Origin of the sequence: Roseateles paludis (assembly GCF_039872745.1) — a bacterium.
Taxonomy (GTDB): Bacteria; Pseudomonadota; Gammaproteobacteria; order Burkholderiales; family Burkholderiaceae_C; genus Pelomonas; species Pelomonas paludis.
The window spans coordinates 212,211-232,069 of the sequence record NZ_JBDPZD010000002.1; the positions used below are offsets into that span (position 1 = coordinate 212,211).

Here is a 19,859-nt window from a genome sequence, read left to right on the forward strand (position 1 = left end):
CGGCCCCTCATGTCCACGCCACCCCGCCACATTCCATCGCTCAGCGCCCTGCCCGCCCTGGTGGGCACGCAGCTGGGCCACAGCGACTGGGTCCTGGTTGACCAGGCCCGCATCGACGCCTTTGCCGCCGCCACCGGCGACGCGCAGTGGATCCACGTCGACCCCGCGCGCGCCGCGATCGGCCCCTTTGGCACGACGATCGCGCATGGCTTTTTGACGCTGTCGCTGCTGCCCGTGTTCATGAACCAGGCCTTTGCGATCGATGGCCTGGGCATGGGCGTCAACTACGGGCTCAACCGCGTGCGCTTCCCGGCGCCGGTGCCGGTGGGCAGCCGGCTGCGCGGCACCGTCAAGCTGCTGGCCTGCGAGCCGCTGCCACAGGACGGCCTGCAGGCCGTGCTGGAGGTTAGCGTCGAGCGCGAAGGCGGCAGCAAGCCGGTGTGCGTGGCCGAATCGGTCGTTCGTTTCTTCCCCTGATTGCTACTCCATGGCTTCCAGTCTGCTTGTCCTGCTTGATGACATCACCACCGTCCTCGACGACGTAGCCACCATGACCAAGGTGGCCGCCAAGAAGACGGCCGGGGTGCTGGGTGACGACCTGGCGCTGAACGCGCAGCAGGTGACTGGCGTGAACGCCGACCGCGAGCTGCCGGTGGTCTGGGCGGTGGCCGTGGGTTCCCTCATCAACAAGGCCATCCTGGTGCCAGCAGCGCTGGCCATCTCGGCCCTGGCGCCCTGGGCCGTGACGCCGCTGCTGATGGTGGGCGGCGCCTACCTGTGCTTCGAGGGCTTTGAGAAGCTGGCGCACAAGTTCCTGCACAGCGAGGCCGAAGACGAGGCCCACCACCAGGAGCTGGTGCAGGCCCTTGCCGACCCGCAGGTCGACATGAAGGCGTTTGAGCGCGAGAAGGTCAAGGGCGCGATCCGCACCGACTTCATCCTCTCGGCCGAGATCATCGTCATCGCCCTGGGCACCGTGGCCAGCGCCTCGCTGCAGCAGCAGCTGGCCGTGCTGGTGGCGGTATCCATCGCGATGACGGTGGGCGTCTACGGCTTCGTGGCCGGCATCGTGAAGATGGACGACGCGGGGCTGTGGCTCTCCCGCAAGGCCAGCGGCGCGGCGCAGGTGCTGGGGCGCTTTTTGCTGGCCGCCGCGCCGCAGCTGATGAAGCTGCTCTCCGTGCTGGGCACGGCGGCGATGTTCCTGGTTGGCGGCGGCATCCTCGTGCATGGCCTGGGGCCGGTGCATCACCTCATTGCCCACCTGGCTGGCGGGCACAGCGGCGTCGGGGCGGTCGTGGTCGAGAACGTCGCCAACGCGCTGGTGGGCGTGATCGCTGGCGCCCTGGTACTGGCGGGGGTGGTGGCCGTGCAGAAGCTGCGCGGCCGCTGAGTCACTGCAACAGCGCTGCGGATTCGCCTAGGCTCTCCACCGGGCTGTAGGCCAGGCGCACATAGATCGGCGCAAAGGCCTCGGCCTGGGTCAGCTCGATCAGGTGCTCGCGCGAGAGCTCGAGCATCGCGATGAAGGTCACCACCAGCACGGCCTGGCCGCGCGAGGGGTCGAACAGCTGCTCGAACTCGACAAAACGCTTGCCCTGCAGCCGGCGCAGCACCAGGCTCATGTGCTCGCGCACCGAGAGTTGCTCGCGCGTGATGCGATGGTGCTGGTTAAGCTTGGCGCGCTTGAGGATGTCGGCCCAGGCCTCGCGCAGGTCGTCGGCGTTCACGTCGGGGAAGCGCGGCGCCAGCGACTGCTCGATGTGCACCTGCGCCCGCAGGAAGTCGCGGCCCAGCACCGGCAGGCAGTCAAGCCGCGCGGCGGCCAGCTTGATCTGCTCGTACTCCAGCAGGCGGCGCACCAGCTCGGCCCGTGGGTCCTCGGCCTCTTGGCCGTCCTCGGTCTTGCGCGGCGGCAGCAGCATGCGCGACTTGATCTCGATGAGCATGGCCGCCATCAAGAGGTATTCGCTCGCCAGCTCCAGGTTGCGCACGCGGATCTGGTCGACATAGCTCAGGTACTGGCGCGTCACGTCGGCCAGCGGGATGTCGAGGATGTTGAAGTTCTGCTTGCGGATCAGGTACAGCAGCAGGTCCAGCGGCCCCTGGAAGGCCTCCAGAAAAACTTCCAGCGCGTCGGGCGGGATGTAGAGGTCCAGCGGGAGCTGAAACAGCGGCTCGCCATAGAGCCGCGCCACCGCGACGGTATCAACCGCCTCGGGCAGTTCGGCCGAGGCCGCCGAGGGCTCGTCGAGATCGGTGCTCATCGCGCCAGCGCCACGCGCTGATTACTCGTGCGAGGCGTCGGTCTGGTAGACGTAGGGCTTCTGGGCCACACGGGCCTCCCGGAAGCCAGCCTGGGCTTCACGGTCCTGCGGCTTGTCCCACAGCAGCGCACGGCCGGCACGCTGCTCTTCTTCCAGCGTGGGGCGGGCCTTCTTCAGGTCGGCGATGAAGTTGGTGACTTCGGAGGTGTAAGGCTTCCAGAACAGCGGCATGGTCAGACTCTCGGGATCAATGGGGGGATTTTAGGTGGGCGCCCAGCACGATGACTGCGGCGCCCACCAGGCACAGTGCCGCCCCCACCCAGTCCGTCACACGCGGGGTCTGCCCCTCCACCGCCCACAGCCAGGCCAGCGCCACGGCGATGTAGACGCCCCCATAGGCGGCATAGACCCGCCCGGCCGCACTGGGGTGCAGGGTCAGCAGCCAAGCAAACAGCGCCAGCGAGCCGGCGGCCGGCAGCAGCCACCAGGCCGACGCGCCCTGCCGCAGCCACAGCCAGGGCAGGTAGCAGCCCACGATCTCGGCCAGCGCGGTGGCGATGAAGAGGCCCAGGGCCTTGGCGATGTCCATGGGCGCGATTGTGGAAGCTCGGCTGGGGCTTGACCCTCAAGTGGCTTGAGGTTTCAGCATGGCGCTTTCCAACACCGGAGCCCGTCATGCCCCTGCCCCGCCCTGCCCTAGCCGCCCTTGGCCTGATCACCGCCTGCGCGGCCTGCTGCGCTGCGCCCCTGATGGCTGGCCTGGTCGCCGCTGGCGGCGCTGGCGGCGTGGTCGGGCTTGCCGCCTGGTTGGAGTTCGGCGCGATCGCGGCGCTTGGCGTCCTCGGGATCGGCGCCGTGCTGTTGTGGCGCCGCCGTCGGGCTGCCCCGGCCTGCTCGGTGGACCCGCAGGCTCCAGGGAGCTGCAGCACCGGTGGCGACTGTGGGAGCGGGTGCCGATAGCATCCACCGCATGCCCCCACGCCCACCCCGTGACCTCAGCATCGGCCAAGCCGCCCGCCGCTGCGGCCTGAGCATCCCGACGCTGCGCTACTACGAGTCCATCGGCCTGCTGCCCCCCGCCCGGCGGCGCGACAGCGGGCAGCGGGTCTACGACGCCGCCGCGCTGCAGCGCCTGGCCTTCATCCAACGCTGCCGCGAGATCGGCTTCCCGCTGGACGACATCCGCAGCCTGGCCGATTGGGCCGAGCAACCCGAACGCGCTTGCGGCACGTTGCAGCAGCGCACCGAAGCGCAGCTCACCCTTGTGCGCGACCGCCTGCGCGCACTGCGGCGCATGGAGCTGGGCCTGATGGACGTGCTGGCCCGGTGTGAGGGCGGGTGCGGCGGATCGTGCACGGCCTTGGCAGCCGGCGGCTGAACCGCAGCCCGCTCAGGCACTGGTGCGCACGGCCTTGGCGCGCCGCCCCACCACCCACAGCCCCAGCCCCAGCAGCACCGATGGGGCCGGCTCGGGCACGGACGCCGTGTAGGCCTGGGTCCAATCAATGCCACTCTGGCTGCTGAGCGTGTAGGCAATTGCATTGCCGGCCAGCGTCACGCCGCTGATGCCCTGCCAGGTGAGGGTGCTGGCGAAGTCGCTGGTGGCTTCGCTGAACCAGTTGGGGCCGGCGCCGGCCGTACCCACCGAGGCGCGCGAGAACACGCCCAGCTCGAAGGGCGTGCCCAGCTTGACGGTGACGTTGAAGTTCAGATCCTGGTCGATCACCTTGTGGAACGGAAACCCGCCTTGGCCCTGCCCCTGGGCGCGGAAGTTGGAGGCGGTGGTCGCGTTGTTGAGCCACACCTGGGTGCCGATGCGTGTGTAGCTGTTGCCGGTGGGCAGGCCGTCGAGCACGCCGTCGAGGTGGACGCTGAAGCTCAGCACCGCGTTCTGCCCGAGCTGGGCCGGGTTGACGGGCATGAGGGTGAGCGTGTCGGTCCAGCCCGCTGTGGTTTCGCTGGCGGCAAAGCCGGCGCTGGCATTGGCGCGGAAGTGCGCATACATGCCGACCGAACCGTACTGCGCGCTGCCGTGCGTATCCGCCTGGATGGACGGCGTGGCCTGGGTGTAGCTGTTGCTGGCGCTGAGCACTTGGCCCGGCGTGGTCGTCGAGAAGGCCGAGCAGTTGGACTTGCCGATCTGCCAGTCAAAGCGATTGCCCTCGGTGGGGAAGGCGCCGGTGGCGATGCCAGCGCAGCTGGAGACCAGGGCGCCTGTGCTGCCGAGGTCCTGCTGACCAAGCTCGGCCGCTTGGGCGCCAAGCACCGCTGCAGCCAGGGGGAAAGTGGCAAGAAGGCGAGTGGCTTGCATGTCGAACTCCGGTGTGGAATATCGATAGCCTAGGCACCGGCCCTGGCCCTGTCAGCCCCCAAACATCGCGTGATCCTTTTGGCTGCGGGAATGCGTCTTTGCGCCGTTTTGCACCCTAGTAGCGCGCCCCCCCGCTGGCCACCAGCTGCGCCTCGCCCAGCTCGGCCGCAAAACCCGAGCGGCGCATCAGCGACATCGGCTGGCTGTTGACGTCGAGCAGCCGCAGCACCACACCGCGCCGCTGCAGGGCCTGGTGCAGTTGGCGCAGGGCCTCCAGACCCGAGGTGTCGAGTTGAACGAGGCGGTGCAGGTCCAGCTCGACGCAGCGCGTTTGCGGCAGCACGTCGTCCAGCAGGCTCTCAACCTTGCCGACCGAGCCGAAGAACAGCGAGCCGTAGAGGGCAAAGCGCTGCGTGCCGTCCTCGCCAGCCGTGGCAGGCGAGACGCTGAAGAGCTGGCTCATGCGCCAGATGAAGAACACGCAGGCCATCACCAGACCCAGCTCGACGGCCACGGTCAGGTCGAAAACGATGGTCATCACGAAGGTGCCGACCAGCAAGGTGCGGTACTGCACGGTGAAGTGCCGCAGCCGCGCAAACTCATGCCACTCGCCCATGTTGAACGCGACGAAGAGCAGCAGCCCGGCCAGCACGGCCAGCGGCACGTGCAGGGCCAGCGGCGCCGCCACCAGCATGGCGGCCAGCACGGCCAGCGCGTGCACCATGCCAGCCAGCGGCGTGCGCGCGCCAGCGCGGATGTTGGTGACGGTGCGGGCAATGGTGCCGGTGGCGGGCATGCCGCCCATCAAGGGGCTGACGAAGTTGGCGATGCCCTGCGCCATCAGCTCCTGGTTGGGGTCGTGGCGGGGCAACTCGGGGGCGAGTTTGTCGGCCACGCGCGCGCACAACAGGGACTCGACGGCGCCGAGCAAGGCGATGGTGAGTGTGGGCGTGACGAGCTGCTTGGCAGCGGCCCAGTCCAGCTGCGGCCAGTGCGGCGCCGGCAGGTGGCTGGGGATGCTGCCGAAGCGGGTGCCGATGGTCTCCACCGGCATCTCCAGCAGCGTGGCCAGCAGCGTGAGGCTGACCAGCGCGACGATGGGCGCGGGAATGCGCGTCACATTGCGCACGGCGCTCGCGCGCAGCAGTTCATCGGGCAGCGGCAGGGCCCGACTGGACAGGCGCGGCCACAACCACAGCCCGGCAAAACACAGCGCCGTGAGCAGCAGGGCCCAGGGGTTCCAGCTCGGGGCGTGTTGCCAGAGCGTGCCAAGCTGGGCGAAGAAGTCGGCCGGCAGCTTGCCCGGGATGTGCAGACCAAAGGCGTCCCGCAGTTGCGAGAGCGCGATCAGCACCGCAATGCCATTGGTGAAGCCGATGACGATGGTGACGGGCACATAGCGCACCAGGGCGCCCAGCCGCAGCAGGCCCATCAAAAAGAGCAGCACACCGGCCATCAAAGTGGACAGCAACAGGCCCGAGACACCGTGGCGCTCGACGATGCCGTAGACCACGACGATGAAGGCGCCGGCCGGCCCGCCGATCTGGACGCTGGAACCGCCGAACAGCGAGACCAGAAAACCCGCCACGACGGCGGTGACGAGACCAACACCGGGCGGCAGGCCCGAGGCCATGGCAAAGGCCATGGCCAGCGGCAGCGCGACGACGCCAACGGTGAGGCCGGCGCCGATGTCGACCAGCAGGTGCGCGCGCGAGGCACCCTCAAGCAACGTGAGGGCGCGGGGGCGAAAGGGGTGGAGCGAGGGAATTGGCACGGGTCCTCCAGGCAGTGATGGCACGAGACAGGGACTCGTGCAGCCGTGGAGGCCCGCAGTGGTGTTGTTCGGCGGTCAGGCAACGCTTCCGGCTGGGGCCGGTGCATTGCGGTTGTTGATCGCCGTGGGGCATGGGGTTCGCTTCAGCGGATCCGCATGCCCGGCTGGGCACCGGCATGCGGCTCGAGGACGAAGACGCCGGGGTTGGATTTCTCGTCGGCATGGCTGGCCGCCAGCACCATGCCCTCACTGACGCCGAACTTCATCTTGCGCGGCGCCAGATTGGCCACCAGCACGGTGAGCTTGCCTTCCAGGTCTTCAGGCTTGTAGGCGCCGGCGATGCCGGAGAAGACGTTGCGCGTGCGGCCCTCGCCTGCGTCGAGCGTCAGGCGCAGCAGCTTGGTGCTGCCCTCGACGCGCTCGGCCTTGACGATCTTGGCGATGCGCAGGTCGGGCTTGACGAAGTCGTCGATGGTGATTTCGGCGGCAATGGGTTCACCGCCAGGGATGGGCGCGGGCGGTTCGGGGCGGGTGAAGAGCGCTTCGACCAGCTCGGGCGTCACGCGCTGCATCAAGTGCTGGAAGGGGCTGATGCGGTGTGCGCCCAGGCGCCGTGCGGCATCTGCCCAGGTGAGCGGCGCCACTTGCAGGAAGCCCTCGACCTTGGCCGCCAGTTGCGGCAGCACGGGCTTGAGGTAGAGCGTCAGCAGGCGGAAGGCCTCGATGCAGGTCGAGCAGGCCTGGTGCAGCTCGGTCTGCTTATCCACCAGCTTAGCCAGCTCCCAGGGCTTGTGGGCGTCGACGTATTCGTTCACCACGTCGGCCAGGGCCATCACCTCGCGCACGGCCTTGCCGAACTCGCGGCCGTCGTACAGCGCGGCAAGGTTGGACGCAGCCGCTTGCAAGCGGGCGATCACGGCCTCGCCCTCGTTACCGAGGTCACTGGCGAGTTGGCCGTCAAAGCGCTTGGCGACAAAGCCAGCCGCGCGGCTGGCGATGTTGATGTACTTGCCGACGAGGTCGCTGTTGACGCGACTGATGAAGTCCTCGGGGTTGAAGTCGAGGTCTTCGACGCGGTCGTTGAGCTTGGCGGCCAGGTAGTAGCGCAGCCACTCGGCTTCCAGGCCGAGTTCGAGGTAGCGGCCGGGGTCGATGCCCGTGCCGCGGCTCTTGCTCATCTTCTCTTCCTTGACGGTCAGGAAGCCGTGCACATAGACCTGGTCGGGCGTCTTGCGGCCGCTGAAGTGCAGCATCGCCGGCCAGAACAGGGTGTGGAAGTAGGTGATGTCTTTGCCGATGAAATGGATCTGCTCGGTGGCCGGGTCGGCCAGGAAGGCGTCCATGTCCTTGCCCGTCTTGGCGAAGTGCGCGGCCAGCGAGGCGAGGTAGCCCACGGGCGCGTCGAGCCAGACGTAGAAGTACTTGCCCGGCGCGTCGGGGATCTCGATACCGAAGTAAGGCGCATCGCGGCTGATGTCCCAGTCGCCGAGGCCACCCTTGCCTTCTTCATCGACGGTGAACCATTCCTTGATCTTGTTCAGCACTTCGGGCTGCAGGCGGCCCGTCTCGTGGGTCCAGCGCTCCAGGAAGTCCTTGCAGCGCGGGTCACTGAGGCGGAAGAAGTGGTGGTCGCTGGAGCGCAGCTCGGGCGTGGCGCCTGAGAGCACGCTGTAGGGGTTCTTGACCTCGGTGGGCGCGTAGACGGCGCCGCAGTTCTCGCAGTTGTCGCCGTACTGGTCTTTGGCGCCGCAGCGCGGGCACTCGCCCTTGATGAAGCGGTCGGGCAGGAACATGCCCTTGGCGGGGTCGAAGAACTGCTCGATGGCGCGAACGTCGATCAGCCCGGCGGCTTTGAGCTCGCGGTAGATGGCCTGCGAGAGCGCGTGGTTCTCGGGCGCGTCGGTGCTGTGCCAGTGGTCGAAGCTGATCAGGAAGCCGTCAAGGATGGGCTTGCGGCTGGCAGCGATCTCGGCGACGAAGGCCTGCGGCGAGATGCCTGCCTTCTCGGCCGCGATCATGATGGGCGCGCCGTGGGCGTCGTCGGCGCAGACGAAGTGCACCTCGTGCCCCATCAGGCGTTGGAAGCGCACCCAGATGTCAGCCTGCGTGTACTCCATGACGTGCCCGATGTGGGAGCGGGCGTTGGCATAGGGCAAGGCAGTGGTGACGAAGAGCTGGCGGGGCATGGAATGGAGGCTTTGGAGGGCGCCGCGGCCGGGCCGGCCATCGCGCGCTGAAGGGCTGATTTTAGGGACGTACCGATCAGGAACCCGGGCGGCAGTTAGCGCAGAAATCTCTGCATCACCTCAAGGACTCGTCACAAGTCATTGATTCGTAATGCAGACAGAATCTGTCCACTGCTGCTGTGGAAAACTTTGTGGAGAACCGCGGGCACCCGCGCGCAAAGCCTTGCAGGACGCGGAAATGCTTAGCGTGCCTATTTTTTTGGCACCCGCAGAGCGCCTATATGAATCAATCACTTAGCGCAGACCTCCGATAGCCACCCCTAACTTGTCAGTCGGTCATGACAAAGTCTTGACAAGCCGCGCCGGTGGGGACAAGTAGCCCCGCGAACGCACGAATCCAAGGCGCAGACCCTGCCTCGCGGCGCGGGAACGGGCGAGTTACCCACAGTGAGGCCCAGCGCCAGGGCGGGGCCAACCCCAGCCGGACGGGGCGGGGCCGCGGGCTACACTGCCGCGCCTTTTTTGCAGAGGAATGGCAGTGAGGGACAGCCCATCGCGCGGGACCAAAACCCCGGTCGCGTTTGAACTCAAATCCCGGCAGATCAGCGGCCTTTCCCTGGCGCTTTTCGAGTCCGACCCCGAACGGCTGGCCGAGGCCTGGCGCCAGCGTGTCGGGACCGACAGCTCGGCCTTTGACCACGAACCCCTGGTGATCGACCTCAGCCAGGTCGCGCGGCCAGCCTTGCCCGCGCCGGTGGAGGGCGAACAAGCCCCGCTGCCGCTGGAAGGCAGTGGCCAGGTGGACCTGGAAGCCATCGTCGCCCTGGTACGCGGCAACGGGCTGCAGCCCGTGGCGGTGAGCGGTGCCACGCCGGCCGAGCTGGCCGTGGCGCGCCACCTGGGCCTGGCCGATGCGGGCTCTGACCTGCCCTCGGCGGGGCGCGACGTTGTGCGTGAGGTCGTCCGCGAGGTGGTCCGCGAAGTGCGGGTCGAAGTCCCCGGCCAACCCGTCCCCACCCTGGTGGTCGACAAGCCGCTGCGCTCGGGCCAGCAGGTTTATGCCAAGGGCGGTGATCTCGTCGTGCTGGCCCTGGTCAGCCACGGCGCCGAGGTGATCGCCGACGGCAGCATCCACATCTACGCGCCGCTGCGCGGAAAGGCAATTGCCGGCGCGCGCGGCAATGCGCAGGCGCGCATCTTTGCCTACTCGATGGAGCCCGAGCTCATCTCCATCAACGGCGTCTACCGCACCACCGAGAACCCGTTGCCGCCCGAGGTGCTGGGCAAGCCCGCCCAGGTCCGCCTCGACGAGAACGAGAAACTCGTCTTCCAAGCTTTGAACTTCTAGGAATCCAGCAGATGGCCACCAAGATCGTCGTCGTCACGTCCGGCAAGGGCGGGGTCGGCAAGACCACCACCAGCGCCAGCTTCGCCACCGGCCTCGCCCTGCGCGGCCACAAGACCTGCGTGATCGACTTTGACGTCGGCCTGCGCAATCTCGACCTCATCATGGGCGTCGAGCGCCGCGTGGTCTATGACCTCATCAACGTCATCAACGAGGAAGCCAAGCTCAGCCAGGCGCTGATCAAGGACAAGCAGCTCGACAAGCTCTTCATCCTGGCCGCCAGCCAGACGCGCGACAAGGACGCCCTCAAGCAGGAAGGCGTCGAGCGCATCCTGAACGAGCTGAAGGACCAAGGCTTCGACTACATCGTCTGCGACTCGCCGGCCGGCATCGAGACCGGCGCGCTGATGGCCATGCACTACGCCGACGAGGCGCTGATCGTCACCAACCCCGAGGTCTCCTCGGTGCGCGACAGCGACCGCATCCTGGGCATGCTCTCCAGCAAGACCAAGCGCGCCATCGAAGGCGCAGAGCCCATCAAGGAGCATCTGCTCATCACCCGCTACAACCCCAACCGTGTTGAAGGCGGCCAGATGCTCTCGCTGGAAGACATCAACGAGATTCTGCGCACCCAGCTCATCGGCGTGATCCCCGAGAGCGAGATCGTGCTGCAAGCCTCCAACCAGGGTACGCCAGCCATCCAGATGCAGGGCAGCGACGTGGCCGAGGCCTATGCCGACGTGGTGGCCCGCTTCCTGGGCGAGAGCAAGCCGATGCGCTTCATCGAGGCCGAGAAGAAAGGCTTCTTCAAGCGCATCTTCGGTAGCAAGTGAAGGAGGCCAGACGATGGGATTCCTGAACTTCTTCCTCGGCGAGAAGAAAAAGACCGCCAGCGTCGCCAAGGAGCGACTGCAACTCATCCTCGCGCACGAGCGCGCCGGCCGCAGCACCGCCAGCCCCGACTACCTGCCCCAGCTGCAGCGCGAGCTGGTCGAGGTCATCCGCAAGTACGTGTCCATCAATGCCGAGGACATCTCGGTCAGCATGGAGCGCCAGGGCGACCTGGAAGTGCTTGAGCTCAAGATCGAGCTGCCCGAGAAGTAAAACGAGGCGGGCCCGGCCTCGCCCCGCCCGCTCGACAACATGCTTGCTGCGCGCTACCTGGCCGGCTATGCGCCTGAGTTGATCGCGCAGGCCGAGCGCCTCCACCTTGAAGGCCGGCTGGCCGACTACCTGGCACGCCGCCTGCCCGAGCCGCATGGCGTGCGCGACGACGCCGCACTGTTCGCGTATGTGCAGGAGCTCAAGGCTCGCCATCTGCGCAACGCCAGCCCTCTGCAGCATGTGGGCTATGACGCCAAGCTGCGTGTGCTGCAGCATGCCCTCGGCACGCACACCCGCCGCACCCAGGTGCAGGGCAGCCGGCTCAAGATGCGCCGCGAGATCCGCGTGGCTTCGCTCTTCAAGCAGGCACCGGCTGCCTTGCTGCGCATGATCGTAGTCCATGAGCTGGCGCACCTGCGCGAGCTGGAGCACAACAAGGCCTTCTACCAGCTGTGCCAGCACATGGAGCCCGACTACGCGCAGTTGGAGTTTGATCTGCGCCTTTACCTGATGCACCTCGACGCACAGCGAAAGGCCGAGGCAGCCCCATGATTCTTTTAGCCCCGATGGAGGGCCTGCTCGACTGCCTGCTGCGCGAGGTGCTCACCAGCGTCGGCGGGGTGGACCGTTGCGTCAGCGAGTTCATCCGCATCACCGACCAGCTGATGCCCAAGCGCGTCTTCACGCGCATCGTGCCCGAGCTGCTCAATGGCGGACGCACGCGCGCCGGCGTGCCCGTGCACCCGCAGCTGCTGGGCTCTGACGTGCAGTGCATGGCCGAGAACGCCGCGCGGCTGGCCGAGCTGCAGCCTGAGGGCATTGACCTCAACTTCGGCTGCCCGGCCAAGTGTGTCAACCGCCATCGCGGCGGCGCCGTGCTGCTGGACGAGCCCGAGCTGATCCACGCCATCGTGGCGGCCGTGCGCCGCGCCGTGCCGGCATCGGTCATGGTCTCGGCCAAGATGCGCCTCGGCTATATGGACGACAGCCGCACGCTCGACTGCGCGCGCGCCATCCACGCCGCCGGCGCCAGCGAGATCGTCGTGCACGCCCGCACCAAGGCTGATGGCTACAAGCCCCCGGCCTACTGGGAGCGCATCGCCGCCGTGCGCGAGGCCGTGCCCCTGCCCATCATTGCCAATGGCGAGATCTGGACGACCGAGCACGCCGCCCTGGCGCGTGAGCGCAGCGGCTGCGAGCACCTGATGCTCGGGCGCGGCATGGTGGCCAACCCGGCGCTGGCCCGCCAACTGGCCGGTGGCGCGACCCTGCCCTGGGCTGAGGTCCTGCCACTGCTGACCTCCTACCTCGACCTGGTGCGCAGGCACGTCGCCACCAAACACCAGGCAGGCCGCATCAAGCAATGGCTGCACTACCTGCGGCGCCACTACCCGGAGGCTGAAGCGCTCTACGACGACGTCCGCACGCTCACCAGCGTCGAGGCGCTGGCCGCATACCTTCAGCCCCCCTGAGAACGGTGCGCGGACAATCCGGCGATGCTTGATACCGCCTTCTCCCGCCTGCCCCTGAGCCCTGCCATGCTGGCCAACCTCACCCAGCTTGGCTACGCCCAGATGACACCCATCCAGGCCGCCAGCCTACCGCTGGCCCTGGCCGGACAGGACCTGATCGGCGAGGCGCAGACCGGTAGCGGCAAGACCGCCGCCTTCGCCCTCGCCCTGCTGCACCGCCTCGACGCCTCGCGGCCCCAGGTCCAGGCCCTGGTGCTCTGCCCCACCCGCGAGCTGGCCGAGCAGGTCACGCAGGAGATCCGCCGCCTGGCTCGGGCTGCCGACAACATCAAGGTGCTGAGCCTGTGTGGTGGCTCGCCGATGAAGCCACAGATCGAGAGCCTGGCCTTCGGCGCCCACATTGCCGTGGGCACGCCGGGCAGGCTGATCGACCACCTGGAGCGGGGCACGCTCGACCTGTCCGCGCTGAACACGCTGGTGCTGGACGAGGCCGACCGCATGCTCGACATGGGCTTCCTCGATGACATCAAGGCCATCGCCAAGCGCGCGCCGGCCAAGCGCCAGACCCTGCTCTTCTCGGCCACCTTTCCTGATGGCGTCAAGGACATCGCCGCCAAGTTCATGCGCGAGCCGCAGACCGTGAAGGTGGCGGGCAGCACCCAGGCCGCCGCGTCCCGCATCGAGCAGATCGCCTACGAGGTCACTGAGGATCAGCGCCTGGACGCCGTGCCGCGCCTGCTGCGCGCCTTCAGGCCCGAATCGATCATCGCCTTTTGCAACACCAAGCAGCAATGCCGAGACCTGGAGGCCGTGCTGGCAGCCCAGGGCTTTGTCGCGTTGGCCCTGCACGGCGACCTGGAACAGCGGGACCGCGACCAGGTGCTGATCCAGTTCGCCAACCGCAGCGCCTCGGTGCTGGTGGCCACCGATGTGGCTGCGCGTGGGCTGGACATCGCCAACCTCGCCTGCGTCATCAATGTCGATGTCAGCGCCGACGTGGAGCAACACGTCCACCGCATCGGCCGCACCGGCCGGGCCGGCGCCTCGGGCCTGGCCCTGAGCCTCGCCAGCCTCGACGAGATGGGCCGCGTCGGCCGCATCGAGCAGCTGCAGGGTGCGCCCTTCGTCTGGCAGCCGCTGGATGGCCTCAAGGACGCCCCGGGCGCGCCGCTCATGCCCGCCATGGACACCCTGCAGATCCTCGGCGGCCGCAAGGAAAAGATCCGCCCCGGCGACATCCTTGGCGCGCTGACGGGCGAGGCCGGCTTCACGGCCGCGCAGATCGGCAAGATCAACGTCACCGACTTCCACAGCTATGTGGCGGTGGAACGCAGCATCGCCCGCGAGGCCGTCAAACGCCTGAGCCAGGGCAAGCTCAAGGGCCGCAAGGTGAAAGTGCGCCGGCTGGCCGATCTGAGCGCGGCGGACTAAAGCTGCGCAGCCGGCGCCAGGCAATCTGGCCGGGCAAGCGTCAGCTTTTCGGGGCTTCGTGCGTTGTGGAATGACTAGGCTGACCCCAGGAGGTGCTGGCCATGAGTCACGCGCAATCCACCCTTTACGAGCTGTGTTTTCCGCCCCTGCTGCGCAGCAGCCCCCTGCTCCGTTTCCCCTGCGACGCGCGGGGTGACGTGCAGCTCGACGCGCTCAGTGAGCGCGCGCGGGAGGACTACCTGTTCGCCCGCACCTTGGTGGGTCGGGACTACGCCCGCCCGGAGGTGCGCGCAGCTAGAGACTCACCCTAGACGACATCCACACATTGGCGGGATTAGCATCCAACGATGTCGAAGCGCGCCGCGCACGCCCTCCAACGCCGGCACCTGGCCCTGGGTGGCGCGGCAGCGTGGGTCTTGCCTGCGGCCTGGTCTGCGCCGCCCACACCGCCCAATGCGTCGGCGCCCCTGGTCGTCACCCTGCGCGCGCCCGACACCGCCTCCGACCGCCGCCGCGACTACGCGCGCGACGCCATCCAGCTGGCGCTGGAGCGCACCGCGGCCACCTACGGGCCCTACCGGCTGGTGGACTCCAGCCCCATGAACAAGCGCCGGGCGCTGCTGTCCGCCCAGGCCAACGAGCCGGCCAACTTCCTCATCACCGCGTCACCGGCCGCCACCCAGGGCCTGGGCCTGGCCGTGGTGCCCTTCCCGGTCTACCTGGGCATCAATGGCTACCGCGTGTGCTTTGCCCCGCGTGAGCGCCTGCCGGAGCTGGCGCGCATTCGCAACCTGGATGACATGGCGCGCTTCCGCCACGTGCAGGGGCGCGAATGGCCCGATGTGGCGGTGCTGCGCGCCAACGGCCAGCAAGTGATCGAAGCGCCGAACTACGAAACCATGTTCGAGATGGTGGCCCTGAATCGCGCCGACCTCTTCTGCCGCAGCCTGCACGAGATCGCGGCCGAGGCTGCCGCCCATGCACACCTGAGCGATCTGGCCATCGAGCCCCACCTGCTGCTGCACTACGAACTGCCGCAGTACCTGCACACCCACCCCAGCAACCGGGTGCTGATTGAGCGCGTCACACGCGGTTTGGAGCGCTGCTATGCCGATGGCAGCCTGCAAGCCCTGCTGCGCCGCCACCTCAAGCCCGCCATTGACCAGTTGCAAGTGGCCAAACGCCAGGTGCTGGAACTGAAGCCACCGCCGGGCTGGCAGCCGCCACCAGGGCCGCAGCACCGGCTGGACATCCGATAAGCAGCACCCTAAGCGGCAAAGCGGTCCCGCAAGCCCGTCTGAGCGACTTGTCTGAAATCAAGTAAGCCTGCATCCATTGGTGCTTGAATCGAAAGATGCAGTTGTCATGCCTTGGGACATGCCGTGGGAATAGCTCGGACCCTCGCGTCACGCGTCGGCAGCTTTGTGCTGCGGGGCTGCTGGCTGCATTGCCGGCTGCGCCCGCCCAGGGGCAATCCGAGTTGCTGCGCATCGAGACCATCCAGTCCGAACCCTTCGGCCGGATCGGGCCGCAGGGGCCGAGCGGCCTGATGTACGACATTGGGCTGCTGATCGCTCAGCGTGCCGGCTTCGTCGCCGAGAACCGGGTGGTGCCCTATGCACGCACCGTGCTGAGCCTGCAGAACGGCGGCGCCGACATGGTGCTGCGCTTCAGCAATGACGAGCTCCGGGCCGTGGCCCATCAGGTGGCGCAGGTGCTGCCCTTGCCCACGGTGCTGGTGAGCCGACGCGAGGCACCGGTGCATCAACTGCAGGACCTCGCCGACCGGGCGCTCGCGGTGCCTCGCAGCTTCCCGATGCCCGATCGCTTGAACGCCGTGCCGGGCTTGCGCCTTCAGGCCGTCAACAGCAATGAACACGCCATCAAGATGCTGATGAGCGACCGCGTGGATGCTGCCTACGGCAGCAACCTGGGCCTGTTTGGGGCTGCACATGGTCTGGGCCTCAAGATGCAGGCCTTTGCGCCGCCCGTGCAGGTGGAGACGCAGGCCTTCTGGCTGCACCTGGCGCGCCGCACATCCACACCGGCTCGCATCGAGCGGCTGGCGCAGGCCGTGGAGTCCCTGCGCCGCGACGGCAGCATCGAACGCCTCTACCAGAGCACGCTGGCGGACTTTGGCAACGACCGCATGCCGGCCTGAGCCAGCACGGGCGTCACTTGGCGAAGCTGTCCCTCAAGCCCGTGATCTTGTTGAAGACCGGCTTGTCGGCTCGGTGGTCCACCCGGTCGGACACGAAGTAGCCATGGCGCTCGAACTGCCAGCGCTGGTCGGCCACCGCACCGGCCAGTGAGGGCTCGACAAAGCCCTGTACCACGCGCAGCGAGTTGGGGTTCACGAAGTCGAGGAAGTTGCCCTCGCCTGCGTCGGGCTGGGGCGTGGTGAAGAGCCGCTCGTAGAGCCGGATCTCGGCCGCCACGGCCTCGTGGGCTGCCACCCAGCCGATCACGCCCTTGACCTTGACGGCGTCGGCACCGGGCGTGCCGCTCTTGGTGTCGGGCACCACGGTGGCCAGCACGGCGGTGACGCTGCCATCAGCGCCCTTCTCGCAACCGGTGCACTCGATCACATAGCCGGCCTTGAGGCGGACCTTGTTGCCAGGGAACAAACGGAAGTAGCCCTTGACCGGCACCTCCATGAAGTCCTCGGTCTCGATCCAGAGCTCGGGGCCAAGCGTGAAGCGACGTTGGCCGAGCTCAGGCTTGTGCGGGTGGGCGGCGGTCTCGCAGGGCTCGCGGTGCGCGTCGCTGCCAAAGACCTCGGCGAAGTTGGTGAGCTTGAGCTTGAGCGGCTGCAGCACGGCGAAGGCACGCGGCGCCTGCGGCTCCAGGTCGGCACGCAGGCAGCCGTCGAGCACGGTGTCCTCGATCCAAGCGTTCTGCTTGGTCACGCCGGTGGCCTCCACCATGGCGCGCACGCTCTCGGGTGTGTAGCCACGCCGGCGCAGGCCGACGAGGGTGGGCATGCGGGGGTCGTCCCAGCCGCTCACATGGCTTTCTTCGACCAGCTGGCGCAGCTTGCGCTTGCTGGTGACCACGTAGTTGAGGTTGAGGCGGCCGAACTCGAACTGGCGCGGCAGCGGGCGGGCCAGCAGGCCGAGGTCCGCAAGCTGGTTCAGCAGCCAGTCGTAGAACGGACGCTGGTCTTCGAACTCCAGCGTGCAGATGCTGTGGGTGATGCGCTCCAGCGCGTCCTCGATGGGGTGCGCGAAGGTGTACATCGGGTAGATGCACCAACGGTTGCCGGTGGCATGGTGCTCGGCGTGCTTGATGCGGTAGATCGTCGGGTCGCGCAGGTTGATGTTGGGCGAGGCCATGTCGATCTTGGCGCGCAGCACCATGGCGCCGTCGGGGTGCTTGCCGTCGCGCATCTCGCGGAAGCGGGCCAGGTTGTCGGCCGGGCTGCGGTCGCGCCAGGGGCTGTTGGTGCCCGGGGTGCCGAAGTCGCCACGGTTCTGGCGCATTTCCTCGGGCGTCTGCTCGTCCACGTAGGCGAGGCCAGCTTCAACAAGCGCCTCGGCGGCGCGGTACATGAAGTCGAAGTAGCTGCTGGCCTCGTAGAGGTTGTCGCCCCAGCTCCAGCCCAGCCACTGGACCATGTCCTTGATGGCATCGACGTACTCCTGCTCTTCCTTCTCGGGGTTGGTGTCGTCGAAGCGCAGGTGGCAGGCACCGCCGTAGTCGCGCGCCAGCCCGAAGTTCAGGCAGATGCTCTTGGCGTGGCCGATGTGAAGGTAGCCATTGGGCTCGGGCGGGAAGCGGGTGCGGATGCGGGCTTCGTCCAGCGGGCCGGCGGCGTGGTGGGCGGCATCGCCCGGGCTGCCGGCAAAGTGGCGGCCGGCCAGGGTGCCGGCTTCGAGGTCACCCTCGATTTGATGTCGCAGGAAGTTGTTGGCGCGAACCGGCTCGGTCATGGGGTGCAGGCGAAGAATTCAGCCGGCGATTATCCCCGGGGCCGCTCTCACAGCCCTTTGAAAAGACCCGCGTACATCCGGCTCACCGCCAGGCGCTCGGGCCGGCCGCGCAGGTGCAGGGTCACGTGGCCGGATTCGTCGCGCTCGGCGCGCTCGACGGCGTCCACCCGCACGATGCAGCCGCGGTGGATCTGCCAGAAGCGGTCCGGGTCCAGGCGCGGCAGCAGCTCGCGCAGCGACATGCGGATCAGGTGCTCGCGGCCCTGGTGGGTCAGGCGCACGTATTTATCGGCCGCCTCGAAGAAGTCGATCTCCTCGACGGGCAGCATCAGCACGGCACTGCCATGGGCCACCTGCACGACGCGCAGGCGCTGCGAGACCTCAGCCACCGGCGTGGCGCTCAGCAGCGCGCGCAGGGTCTCCACGCTCGCGGCCAGTGCGTCGGCGGCCGGCGCCCGGGTGGCCAGGGCGGCCTGCAGGCGCTGCACGGTGGCGCGCAGGCGCTCGGTCTGCACAGGCTTGAGCACATAGTCCACCGCTGCCCGCTCGAAGGCCTGGACGGCGTATTGGTCGTAGGCCGTCACAAAGACGAACAGCGGCGGACTGCCGGCATCCAGCGGCCAGTCCTCGGTGATGGCGGCGGCCGCCTCCAGGCCCGTCATGCCCGGCATGCGGATGTCGAGCAGGCAGACCTGCGGGCGCTGCTGCAGCGCCATCTCGACGGCGGCCGCACCGTGCGGCGCGATACCGACCACGTCCAGCTCGGGCCAGAGCACGCCCAGTTCAGCGCGCAGGGCCTCGGCCAGCAGGGCCTCGTCTTCAGCAATCAGGGCGGTGATGGTCATGATGCAGGCAAGGTGATGGTGGCCGCCGTGCCGCCGGCGGGCAGGGATTGAAGCTCAAAACGCGCGGCGGCGCCGTAGCGGTGCAGCAGGCGCTCGCGCACCTGGGCCAGCCCAAAGCCCGTCCCCACGGCCTGGGGCGAGAAGGGGTCGGCGTCGGACTGCCCCGGGGCCGCAGGCCCCGACTGCCCCGTCATGCCGGCCAGGCCCGCGCCGTTGTCCTGCACCCGCAGCACAAGCTGATCGCCGTCCCGCTGTGCGCTCACGACCAGGCGGCCGCCTTCCACATGCGGCTCCAGGCCATGCTTGATGGCGTTCTCAACCAGGGGCTGCAGCAGCAGCGGCGGCACCTGCACCTCGGCCAGCTCGGCGGGCAGGTCCAGTTGCACCTGCAGGCGCGCACCCATGCGGCGCTGCATCAGGGCCAGGTAGTCGCCCAGGCGCGCAAATTCGTCGCGCAGCGCATGGCTGGTGCTGCGGCTGGCCTGCAGCGTGGCGCGCAGGTAGGCGATCAGCTCGTCCAGCATGGTCTGAGCATCGTCGGGCCGCAGCTTGATCAGCACCCGCAGATTGGCCAGGGTGTTGAACAGCATGTGCGGCTCCAACTGGCTTTGCAGCAGCGTGAGGCGGGCCTCGGCCGCCTGGCGCTGGGCATCGGCTTGCGCGAGCTGCAGTGCCTGCATCCGGAAGTAGGAATAGAACCCCACCGTGATGACCAGGGAGATGAAGGTCATCATGACCAGCGACAGCGCGGCTGCCCCCGGCGCCTGCTCCCAGATGTAGACCGAGCGGAAGCCGAAAACCTGGTCCGCCCCCCAGACGCCCACCACATAGCCAACCAGGGAGCCCAGCACGATGCAGGGCGACGCCCAGCCCCAGCCGACCCAGCCGTGCTGCAGGCGCACGTCGTCAGGCCGGCGCAGCAGCAGCCAGCGTGACAGCAGGTGCTGCAACCCGCGGATGCTGTAGGCACTGGGCAGGCCGATGAAGATCGAATAGACCGTCATGGGCAGCAGATCGCGCCCCCGGAACGCGAACATCACCAGGCTGACCACCAGGCAGATGGCCAGCGCGGTGAGGAAGTGGCGCCGCTCGCTCCAACGCAGGTTCTTCGGCAGCATCAACGGGTGCTCGGCCGCACAGTCGGCGTCGAAGACCTGGCGTGGCAATTGCGGTGTCATGTCAGCATCCTCGC

21 protein-coding genes are annotated in these 19,859 nt (G+C 68.0%); 12 read left to right on the top strand and 9 right to left on the bottom strand.

Going from position 1 to position 19,859, the window contains the following annotated elements; translation table 11 throughout:
* Nucleotides 1–9: 9 nt before the first annotated feature.
* Nucleotides 10–477, top strand: coding sequence for a MaoC family dehydratase (locus ABDJ85_RS06840; protein ID WP_347704024.1), 468 nt, complete (start codon nucleotides 10–12; stop codon nucleotides 475–477).
* A 10-nt stretch (nucleotides 478–487) separates the two neighbouring features.
* On the top strand, nucleotides 488–1,393 hold the full coding sequence (locus ABDJ85_RS06845) for a DUF808 domain-containing protein (protein ID WP_347704025.1): 906 nt from the start codon (nucleotides 488–490) through the stop codon (nucleotides 1,391–1,393).
* A gap of 1 nt (nucleotide 1,394) precedes the next feature.
* Here ABDJ85_RS06845 and ABDJ85_RS06850 read toward each other — a convergent pair whose 3' ends face one another.
* Genes ABDJ85_RS06850 through ABDJ85_RS06860 form a run of 3 tightly spaced genes read right to left on the bottom strand, consistent with a single transcriptional unit; the run spans nucleotide 1,395 to nucleotide 2,856 of the window.
* A complete protein-coding gene (locus tag ABDJ85_RS06850) occupies nucleotides 1,395–2,267 on the bottom strand; it encodes a segregation and condensation protein A (RefSeq protein ID WP_347704026.1) in 873 nt (290 codons plus the stop codon).
* A 21-nt stretch (nucleotides 2,268–2,288) separates the two neighbouring features.
* Nucleotides 2,289–2,498, bottom strand: a complete 210-nt coding sequence (locus ABDJ85_RS06855) for a DUF3460 family protein (RefSeq protein ID WP_347704027.1) — start codon at nucleotides 2,496–2,498, stop codon at nucleotides 2,289–2,291.
* Between the two features lie 16 nt (nucleotides 2,499–2,514).
* The gene (locus ABDJ85_RS06860; RefSeq protein ID WP_347704028.1) at nucleotides 2,515–2,856 is read right to left on the bottom strand and encodes a YnfA family protein; all 342 of its coding nucleotides are present in this window, start codon (nucleotides 2,854–2,856) and stop codon (nucleotides 2,515–2,517) included.
* Between the two features lie 381 nt (nucleotides 2,857–3,237).
* Here ABDJ85_RS06860 and ABDJ85_RS06865 point away from each other — a divergent pair, with 381 nt between their 5' ends.
* The gene (locus ABDJ85_RS06865) at nucleotides 3,238–3,645 is read left to right on the top strand and encodes a MerR family transcriptional regulator (RefSeq protein WP_347704029.1); all 408 of its coding nucleotides are present in this window, start codon (nucleotides 3,238–3,240) and stop codon (nucleotides 3,643–3,645) included.
* A gap of 12 nt (nucleotides 3,646–3,657) precedes the next feature.
* Here ABDJ85_RS06865 and ABDJ85_RS06870 read toward each other — a convergent pair whose 3' ends face one another.
* From ABDJ85_RS06870 to metG, 3 genes are all read right to left on the bottom strand, one after another.
* Nucleotides 3,658–4,578 carry a hypothetical protein gene (locus tag ABDJ85_RS06870; protein ID WP_347704030.1) on the bottom strand — a complete coding sequence of 307 codons (921 nt, stop codon included), beginning with the start codon at nucleotides 4,576–4,578 and terminating at the stop codon, nucleotides 3,658–3,660.
* A 115-nt stretch (nucleotides 4,579–4,693) separates the two neighbouring features.
* Nucleotides 4,694–6,352, bottom strand: coding sequence for a SulP family inorganic anion transporter (locus tag ABDJ85_RS06875; protein WP_347704031.1), 1,659 nt, complete (start codon nucleotides 6,350–6,352; stop codon nucleotides 4,694–4,696).
* 143 nt (nucleotides 6,353–6,495) lie between these two features.
* The gene (metG, locus tag ABDJ85_RS06880; protein ID WP_347704032.1) at nucleotides 6,496–8,538 is read right to left on the bottom strand and encodes a methionine--tRNA ligase; all 2,043 of its coding nucleotides are present in this window, start codon (nucleotides 8,536–8,538) and stop codon (nucleotides 6,496–6,498) included.
* Between the two features lie 532 nt (nucleotides 8,539–9,070).
* Here metG and minC point away from each other — a divergent pair.
* The 9 genes from minC to ABDJ85_RS06925 all read left to right on the top strand — a co-directional run bounded on the left by minC (nucleotide 9,071) and on the right by ABDJ85_RS06925 (nucleotide 16,051).
* Nucleotides 9,071–9,886: a septum site-determining protein MinC gene (gene minC / locus ABDJ85_RS06885; RefSeq protein WP_347704033.1), complete on the top strand. Its 816-nt coding sequence runs from the start codon at nucleotides 9,071–9,073 to the stop codon at nucleotides 9,884–9,886.
* 11 nt (nucleotides 9,887–9,897) lie between these two features.
* Entirely contained in the window at nucleotides 9,898–10,716 is an 819-nt protein-coding gene (gene minD / locus ABDJ85_RS06890) for a septum site-determining protein MinD (RefSeq protein ID WP_347704034.1), read from the top strand.
* 13 nt (nucleotides 10,717–10,729) lie between these two features.
* A complete protein-coding gene (minE, locus tag ABDJ85_RS06895) occupies nucleotides 10,730–10,987 on the top strand; it encodes a cell division topological specificity factor MinE (protein ID WP_347704035.1) in 258 nt (85 codons plus the stop codon).
* Between the two features lie 39 nt (nucleotides 10,988–11,026).
* Entirely contained in the window at nucleotides 11,027–11,539 is a 513-nt protein-coding gene (locus ABDJ85_RS06900) for a M48 metallopeptidase family protein (protein ID WP_347704036.1), read from the top strand.
* The gene (locus ABDJ85_RS06905) at nucleotides 11,536–12,459 is read left to right on the top strand and encodes a tRNA dihydrouridine synthase (RefSeq protein WP_347704037.1); all 924 of its coding nucleotides are present in this window, start codon (nucleotides 11,536–11,538) and stop codon (nucleotides 12,457–12,459) included. The genes ABDJ85_RS06900 and ABDJ85_RS06905 overlap by 4 nt, the downstream gene beginning before the upstream one ends.
* Before the next feature lie 24 nt (nucleotides 12,460–12,483).
* Entirely contained in the window at nucleotides 12,484–13,890 is a 1,407-nt protein-coding gene (dbpA, locus tag ABDJ85_RS06910) for an ATP-dependent RNA helicase DbpA (RefSeq protein ID WP_347704038.1), read from the top strand.
* A 101-nt stretch (nucleotides 13,891–13,991) separates the two neighbouring features.
* On the top strand, nucleotides 13,992–14,201 hold the full coding sequence (locus ABDJ85_RS06915) for a hypothetical protein (protein ID WP_347704039.1): 210 nt from the start codon (nucleotides 13,992–13,994) through the stop codon (nucleotides 14,199–14,201).
* Nucleotides 14,202–14,237: 36 nt separating this feature from the next.
* A complete protein-coding gene (locus ABDJ85_RS06920) occupies nucleotides 14,238–15,149 on the top strand; it encodes a hypothetical protein (protein WP_347704040.1) in 912 nt (303 codons plus the stop codon).
* A gap of 188 nt (nucleotides 15,150–15,337) precedes the next feature.
* Complete coding sequence (locus ABDJ85_RS06925; protein ID WP_347704041.1) at nucleotides 15,338–16,051, top strand: substrate-binding periplasmic protein; 714 nt, start codon at nucleotides 15,338–15,340, stop codon at nucleotides 16,049–16,051.
* Nucleotides 16,052–16,064: 13 nt separating this feature from the next.
* On the opposite strand, the gene ABDJ85_RS06930 is transcribed toward ABDJ85_RS06925, so the two are convergent.
* From ABDJ85_RS06930 to ABDJ85_RS06940, 3 genes are read right to left on the bottom strand one after another with little or no spacing between them, the layout of a single operon-like run.
* The gene (locus ABDJ85_RS06930; RefSeq protein WP_347704042.1) at nucleotides 16,065–17,822 is read right to left on the bottom strand and encodes a glutamine--tRNA ligase/YqeY domain fusion protein; all 1,758 of its coding nucleotides are present in this window, start codon (nucleotides 17,820–17,822) and stop codon (nucleotides 16,065–16,067) included.
* A gap of 47 nt (nucleotides 17,823–17,869) precedes the next feature.
* Nucleotides 17,870–18,667, bottom strand: coding sequence for a LytR/AlgR family response regulator transcription factor (locus ABDJ85_RS06935; protein WP_347704043.1), 798 nt, complete (start codon nucleotides 18,665–18,667; stop codon nucleotides 17,870–17,872).
* Complete coding sequence (locus ABDJ85_RS06940; RefSeq protein ID WP_347704044.1) at nucleotides 18,664–19,845, bottom strand: sensor histidine kinase; 1,182 nt, start codon at nucleotides 19,843–19,845, stop codon at nucleotides 18,664–18,666. The genes ABDJ85_RS06935 and ABDJ85_RS06940 overlap by 4 nt, the downstream gene beginning before the upstream one ends.
* Nucleotides 19,846–19,859: the final 14 nt, after the last annotated feature.

Bases quoted from the DNA above. Each gene is read 5' to 3' on its own strand.
- ABDJ85_RS06840 (WP_347704024.1), top strand. From the start codon at position 10: ATGTCCACGCCACCCCGCCACATTCCATCGCTCAGCGCCCTGCCCGCC.
- ABDJ85_RS06845 (WP_347704025.1), top strand. From the start codon at position 488: ATGGCTTCCAGTCTGCTTGTCCTGCTTGATGACATCACCACCGTCCTC.
- ABDJ85_RS06850 (WP_347704026.1), bottom strand. From the start codon at position 2,267: ATGAGCACCGATCTCGACGAGCCCTCGGCGGCCTCGGCCGAACTGCCC.
- ABDJ85_RS06855 (WP_347704027.1), bottom strand. From the start codon at position 2,498: ATGCCGCTGTTCTGGAAGCCTTACACCTCCGAAGTCACCAACTTCATC.
- ABDJ85_RS06860 (WP_347704028.1), bottom strand. From the start codon at position 2,856: ATGGACATCGCCAAGGCCCTGGGCCTCTTCATCGCCACCGCGCTGGCC.
- ABDJ85_RS06865 (WP_347704029.1), top strand. From the start codon at position 3,238: ATGCCCCCACGCCCACCCCGTGACCTCAGCATCGGCCAAGCCGCCCGC.
- ABDJ85_RS06870 (WP_347704030.1), bottom strand. From the start codon at position 4,578: ATGCAAGCCACTCGCCTTCTTGCCACTTTCCCCCTGGCTGCAGCGGTG.
- metG (WP_347704032.1), bottom strand. From the start codon at position 8,538: ATGCCCCGCCAGCTCTTCGTCACCACTGCCTTGCCCTATGCCAACGCC.
- minC (WP_347704033.1), top strand. From the start codon at position 9,071: ATGGCAGTGAGGGACAGCCCATCGCGCGGGACCAAAACCCCGGTCGCG.
- minD (WP_347704034.1), top strand. From the start codon at position 9,898: ATGGCCACCAAGATCGTCGTCGTCACGTCCGGCAAGGGCGGGGTCGGC.
- minE (WP_347704035.1), top strand. From the start codon at position 10,730: ATGGGATTCCTGAACTTCTTCCTCGGCGAGAAGAAAAAGACCGCCAGC.
- ABDJ85_RS06900 (WP_347704036.1), top strand. From the start codon at position 11,027: ATGCTTGCTGCGCGCTACCTGGCCGGCTATGCGCCTGAGTTGATCGCG.
- ABDJ85_RS06905 (WP_347704037.1), top strand. From the start codon at position 11,536: ATGATTCTTTTAGCCCCGATGGAGGGCCTGCTCGACTGCCTGCTGCGC.
- dbpA (WP_347704038.1), top strand. From the start codon at position 12,484: ATGCTTGATACCGCCTTCTCCCGCCTGCCCCTGAGCCCTGCCATGCTG.
- ABDJ85_RS06915 (WP_347704039.1), top strand. From the start codon at position 13,992: ATGAGTCACGCGCAATCCACCCTTTACGAGCTGTGTTTTCCGCCCCTG.
- ABDJ85_RS06920 (WP_347704040.1), top strand. From the start codon at position 14,238: ATGTCGAAGCGCGCCGCGCACGCCCTCCAACGCCGGCACCTGGCCCTG.
- ABDJ85_RS06930 (WP_347704042.1), bottom strand. From the start codon at position 17,822: ATGACCGAGCCGGTTCGCGCCAACAACTTCCTGCGACATCAAATCGAG.
- ABDJ85_RS06935 (WP_347704043.1), bottom strand. From the start codon at position 18,667: ATGACCATCACCGCCCTGATTGCTGAAGACGAGGCCCTGCTGGCCGAG.
- ABDJ85_RS06940 (WP_347704044.1), bottom strand. From the start codon at position 19,845: ATGACACCGCAATTGCCACGCCAGGTCTTCGACGCCGACTGTGCGGCC.